General features: G+C 62.2%; 4 protein-coding genes. 3 read left to right on the top strand and 1 reads right to left on the bottom strand.

The features are described 5' to 3' along the window. Positions 1 to 117 precede the first annotated feature (117 nt). Entirely contained in the window at positions 118 to 1,923 is a 1,806-nt protein-coding gene (gene lepA, locus EN991_RS24270) for a translation elongation factor 4 (RefSeq protein ID WP_063169622.1), read from the bottom strand. Positions 1,924 to 2,110: 187 nt separating this feature from the next. On the opposite strand from lepA, the gene EN991_RS24265 reads away from it, so the two are divergent. The 3 genes from EN991_RS24265 to EN991_RS24255 form a co-directional block, all read left to right on the top strand. Further along, entirely contained in the window at positions 2,111 to 3,283 is a 1,173-nt protein-coding gene (locus EN991_RS24265; RefSeq protein WP_024504099.1) for a TadE/TadG family type IV pilus assembly protein, read from the top strand. 108 nt (positions 3,284 to 3,391) lie between these two features. Continuing rightward, positions 3,392 to 3,763 carry an endonuclease domain-containing protein gene (locus EN991_RS24260; protein ID WP_127369712.1) on the top strand — a complete coding sequence of 124 codons (372 nt, stop codon included), beginning with the start codon at positions 3,392 to 3,394 and terminating at the stop codon, positions 3,761 to 3,763. A 272-nt stretch (positions 3,764 to 4,035) separates the two neighbouring features. Further along, a partial coding sequence (locus EN991_RS24255) for a DUF1223 domain-containing protein (protein WP_127369711.1) occupies positions 4,036 to 4,648 on the top strand: 613 nt, incomplete at its 3' end.

Here is a 4,648-nt window from a genome sequence, read left to right as displayed (position 1 = left end):
AGCGTCAGCGCCGCGCTGGCGGGGGGCCCGCTGCCTCCGGCAGCTCCCCCGCTTTCGAAGCCTGCCATCGATCCACCGGATCGATGACTTGGCGCGCTGCGCGCACCAACCGGCTTCTCAATCGCCCATCTTCAGCGCCTGGATAAACGCCTCCTGCGGAATATCGACCTTGCCGAACTGCCGCATCCGCTTCTTGCCTTCTTTCTGCTTATCCAGCAGCTTGCGTTTGCGCGAGACGTCGCCGCCGTAGCATTTGGCGGTGACGTCCTTGCGCAGCGCCGAGATGGTTTCCCGGGCGATGACCTTGCCGCCGATCGCGGCCTGGATCGGGATCTTGAACAGGTGGTTCGGGATCAGCTCCTTCAGCTTCTCGCACATCTGCCGGCCGCGCTTTTCCGCCGCCGTGCGGTGCACCAGCATGGAAAGCGCATCGACCGGCTCCTCATTGACCAGGATCGACATCTTCACCAGGTCGCCCTCGCGGTAGTCGGTCAGGTGATAGTCGAAGGAGGCGTAGCCCTTGGAGATCGACTTCAGCCGGTCGTAGAAATCGAAGACGACCTCGTTGAGCGGCAGGTCGTAGATCAGCATGGCGCGCTTGCCGACATAGGACAGGTCGGCCTGGATGCCGCGCCGGTCCTGGCAGAGCTTCAGGATACCGCCGAGATAGTCGTCGGGGGTCAATATGGTGGCGCGGATCCACGGCTCCTCGATCGCCGAGATCTTCACCACGTCGGGCATGTCGGCCGGGTTGTGCAGTTCCTTCATCGAGCCGTCGGTCAGAGCCAGCCGATAAACGACGCTCGGTGCCGTGGCGATCAGGTCGAGGTTGAACTCGCGCTCCAGCCGCTCCTGGATGATTTCGAGATGTAAGAGGCCAAGGAAGCCGCAGCGATAGCCGAAGCCGAGCGCTGCGCTGGTCTCCATCTCAAAGGAGAAGCTGGCGTCGTTGAGGCGCAATTTGCCGACCGCGGCGCGCAGATCCTCGAAATCGGCGGCGTCGACCGGGAACAGGCCGCAGAACACCACCGGCTGCGCCGGCTTGAAGCCGGGCAGCGCCTTGGCAGTGGCGCGCTTGTCCTCGGTGATGGTGTCGCCGACGCGGGTGTCGGCCACTTCCTTGATCGAGCCGGTGAAGAAGCCGAACTCGCCGGGGCCGAGCTCGTCGACATTGATGCGCGCCGGCGTGAACACGCCGGTGCGCTCGACCAGATATTTGGCGCCGGTGCCCATCATGCGGATGGTCTGGCCCTTCTTCAGCACGCCGTCGATGACGCGCACCAGCACGATGACGCCGAGATAGGCGTCGTACCAGGAGTCGACCAGCATCGCCTTCAGGGGCGCCGTGGCGTCGCCTTCGCGCGGCGGCGGCAATTGGTGGACGATGGCCTCCAGGACGTCCGGAATGCCAAGGCCGGTCTTGGCCGAGATCAGCACGGCGTTGGAGGCGTCGATGCCGATCACCTCCTCGACCTGCTCGCGGATGCGCTCGGGCTCGGCGGCCGGCAGGTCGACCTTGTTCAGCACCACGACGATCTCGTGGTTGTTGTCGATCGCCTGGTAGACATTGGCCAGCGTCTGCGCCTCGACGCCCTGGGAGGCATCGACGACCAGCAGCGAGCCCTCGCAGGCGGCCAGCGACCGCGACACTTCATAGGCGAAGTCGACATGGCCGGGCGTATCGATCAAATTGAGGATATAGTCCTCGCCATTGTTGGCGCGGTACTTCAGCCGCACCGTCTGCGCCTTGATGGTGATGCCGCGCTCGCGCTCGATGTCCATCGAGTCCAGCACCTGCTCCTTCATGTCGCGCAGCTCCAGCCCGCCGGTCAGCTGGATCAGCCTGTCGGCAAGCGTGGATTTGCCATGGTCGATATGGGCGACGATGGAGAAATTGCGGATGTGGTCGAGGGGCGTGCTCATGGCGCGCGTTTAGCAGGGGTGGCTTGCCCGAGCAAGCTGTGCGCCTTTGCCGGAGCAGGCAGCACGGGCGCCTGTCGCTTTTTTCGCGCTTTTCGCGAAAAATCTATAAATTTTAACCAAGCCCGTTAGAGCATAATTTGCGAACGGGATGTTAGCGGAGGGAAATATCTGATGTAAGGACGAAGGCATGCGGGGGCTTGCAGGCAGTTTTATCGAGTCGCGGAGCGGCTCGTTCGCACCGATACTCATTCTTGCCATGATACCGTTGATCACGGCGATCGGCTTTTCCGTCGACTACACCTCCGCTGTCCAGACCAGGTCGACCGAGCAGGCGGCACTCGACGCCGCGATCCTGTCGATCACCACGATGGATACGGCCTCGACGAAGCCGCAGCGCCAGGTGGCGATGCAGGCTTCCTACGTGGCCAATGGTGGACAGGGCACCGCGACGCTGAACAGCTTCGACGTCAGCGCCAACGGCACCGCCACCGCGCAGGCCTCGGCAAGTTTCGCCATGCCGACCGTGTTCATGCAGATCGCCAGGATTCCCACGGTAACGGTCGGCGTCGCGTCGGCGGTGAGCAAGACGCCGGCGCTGGTCGAAGCTACGTTCAATGTCGATCACGTTTCGGGCTACTGGAACAAGACCATGACTCTGTACGGCCTTCCCTACGGTTGGACCTCCACGACCACGCCGACGGCCATGATGAAGGCCAACTATAACTACAAAGCGTATAGTTATTCCTATACGAGCGGTGGTAAGACCTATACCGCTGCCGAGCCGAAAGGTTACGGGACGACAACTATTACCACGGGACCAACCGATACGCTGGTTCAGACCCAACTGTGCACGACAGTAGGATCAACAACCGATTTCACGGCCACTGCGGGAGTTTACAAAAGCACCGCGGTGGCAAAAAGCGGAAAAACGAACGGCTCCACCGTCTATTTCAAGACGACGTGCGCGACCACGAATTCCGCCGGAAACAGCAGTGGCGCAACAATCAACGTGAGCACGATGGACAAGCTCTATCTGCAGATGGATGTGCCGTCCGGGCCGGTCAACCCGCTCAGGTCGAACAATACAGACACGTCGAACCGGCTCTACCTCGGCGCCGGGTACAGCACCGCGGCACAAAAGGCCCTGAACCCTTCCAAATACCTCCCCGTCGAGGTTGCCAGCAACACGGTCGTCGACATCTTCGCCGTGGTGCCCTGCAGCGAGACCAGCGATCAGGCATGGGAAGACGGCGGCAACAATCCTCCACTGCCAGACGTTACGAACGCCGACTTCTTCTACAGCGTGATGGGCAAGTGCGACTTCAACAAGCGACCGTCCGACACACTGCTGACGCAGTAGATGCTGCTCCTCTTGCCTTCTCCCCTTGCGGGAGAAGGTGGATCGGCGCGTAGCGCCGAGACGGATGAGGGGTGCTGGACGGAGCGCAATAGCCGGCTAATCTAAGCCATGCCGCATCAACCTGTCCCGCCAGCCAAACGAAGCTTCGCCCGTTCGCTCCGGTGTGTAATGACGGAAGCGGAAGACCGGCTGTGGCATGAACTGCGCGACCGCAGGCTCGACCGGATAAAATTTCGGCGCCAGGTTCCCATTGGAAAGTACATTGCTGATTTCGTCTGCTTCGAAGCACGCTTGGTCGTCGAGATCGATGGCAGCCAGCATGCGGAGTTGGAGTCTGACCGCGTCCGCAAAACTCACCTGGAAGAGAAAGGCTTTCGCATTTTGCGCTTTTGGAACGATGACGTTCTGAAAGACATGAACGCCGTTTGCGATACCATCATCGCCTATGTACGGGATACCAGCCTACAGCCTTGGCGGTAGGGGCGCGTTCTTCCCTTCTCCCCCTGTGGGAGAAGGTGGATCGGCGCGTAGCGCCGAGACGGATGAGGGGTGTTCCAGCGGAGTGAGACGTTGGCTTTCCCTGGAACACCCCTCATCCGTCGCCTGCGGCGACACCTTCTCCCACAGGGGGAGAAGGGAAGAACGCCTGCGGCCCGATCACAAACCGGTGAGCGCTGTAACGAAGGCGCCGACAGCGGCGAAGTGGGGATATCTGCGGTGCTTCCAGGCGCCGCCGCCCACGGAGCAAGCCGATGTCGCGATCCTGTACGTTCATCAAAGTGTCCAGCCTCTCGGCGATTGCGCTGGCAGCGTCGCTCGGTGCGGCGGCGGCCCAGCCGCTCAGCGTGGTCGAGCTGTTCACCAGCCAGGGCTGCTCGTCCTGCCCGCCGGCCAATGCCAATCTGATCAAGGTCAAGGACCAGCCCGGCGTGCTGGCGCTGTCGTTCAACGTCACCTACTGGGACTATCTCGGCTGGAAGGATATCTTCGGAAAACAGGAATTCACCCGGCGCCAGGTCAGTTATGAGCCGGCGCTCGGTCATGACGGGCCGTTCACGCCGCAAGTGGTGGTCAACGGCCATGCCGATGTCGTCGGTGCCGCACCCGGCGAAATCGAAAAGCTGATTGCGGCGAGCGGCCGGACAAGCGGCCCGGCATTGTCACTCGATGGCGGCAAGATCAGCATCGGCGCCGGCGCCGCACCTGGCGGCCACGCCGATGTCTGGCTGGTGCGCTATGCCAAGGGCGTGGTCGAGGTGCCGGTTTCGCGCGGCGAAAATACCGGCCGCACCTTGCCGCACGCCAATGTCGTGCATGCGCTCGAAAAACTCGGCAGCTGGACCGGCGCGGCCGCGACATATCCTC

Source organism: Mesorhizobium sp. M7A.F.Ca.US.005.03.2.1 (assembly GCF_003997795.1).
Classification (GTDB): domain Bacteria; phylum Pseudomonadota; class Alphaproteobacteria; order Rhizobiales; family Rhizobiaceae; genus Mesorhizobium; species Mesorhizobium ciceri.
Note: the sequence above shows the minus strand (reverse complement) of the source record. Positions and strands in the feature narration are given on the sequence as shown.

Excerpts from the sequence above, each read along its gene's own strand:
- EN991_RS24265 (WP_024504099.1), top strand. The coding sequence starts at position 2,111 with ATGCGGGGGCTTGCAGGCAGTTTTATCGAGTCGCGGAGCGGCTCGTTC.
- lepA (WP_063169622.1), bottom strand. The coding sequence starts at position 1,923 with ATGAGCACGCCCCTCGACCACATCCGCAATTTCTCCATCGTCGCCCAT.
- EN991_RS24260 (WP_127369712.1), top strand. The coding sequence starts at position 3,392 with ATGCCGCATCAACCTGTCCCGCCAGCCAAACGAAGCTTCGCCCGTTCG.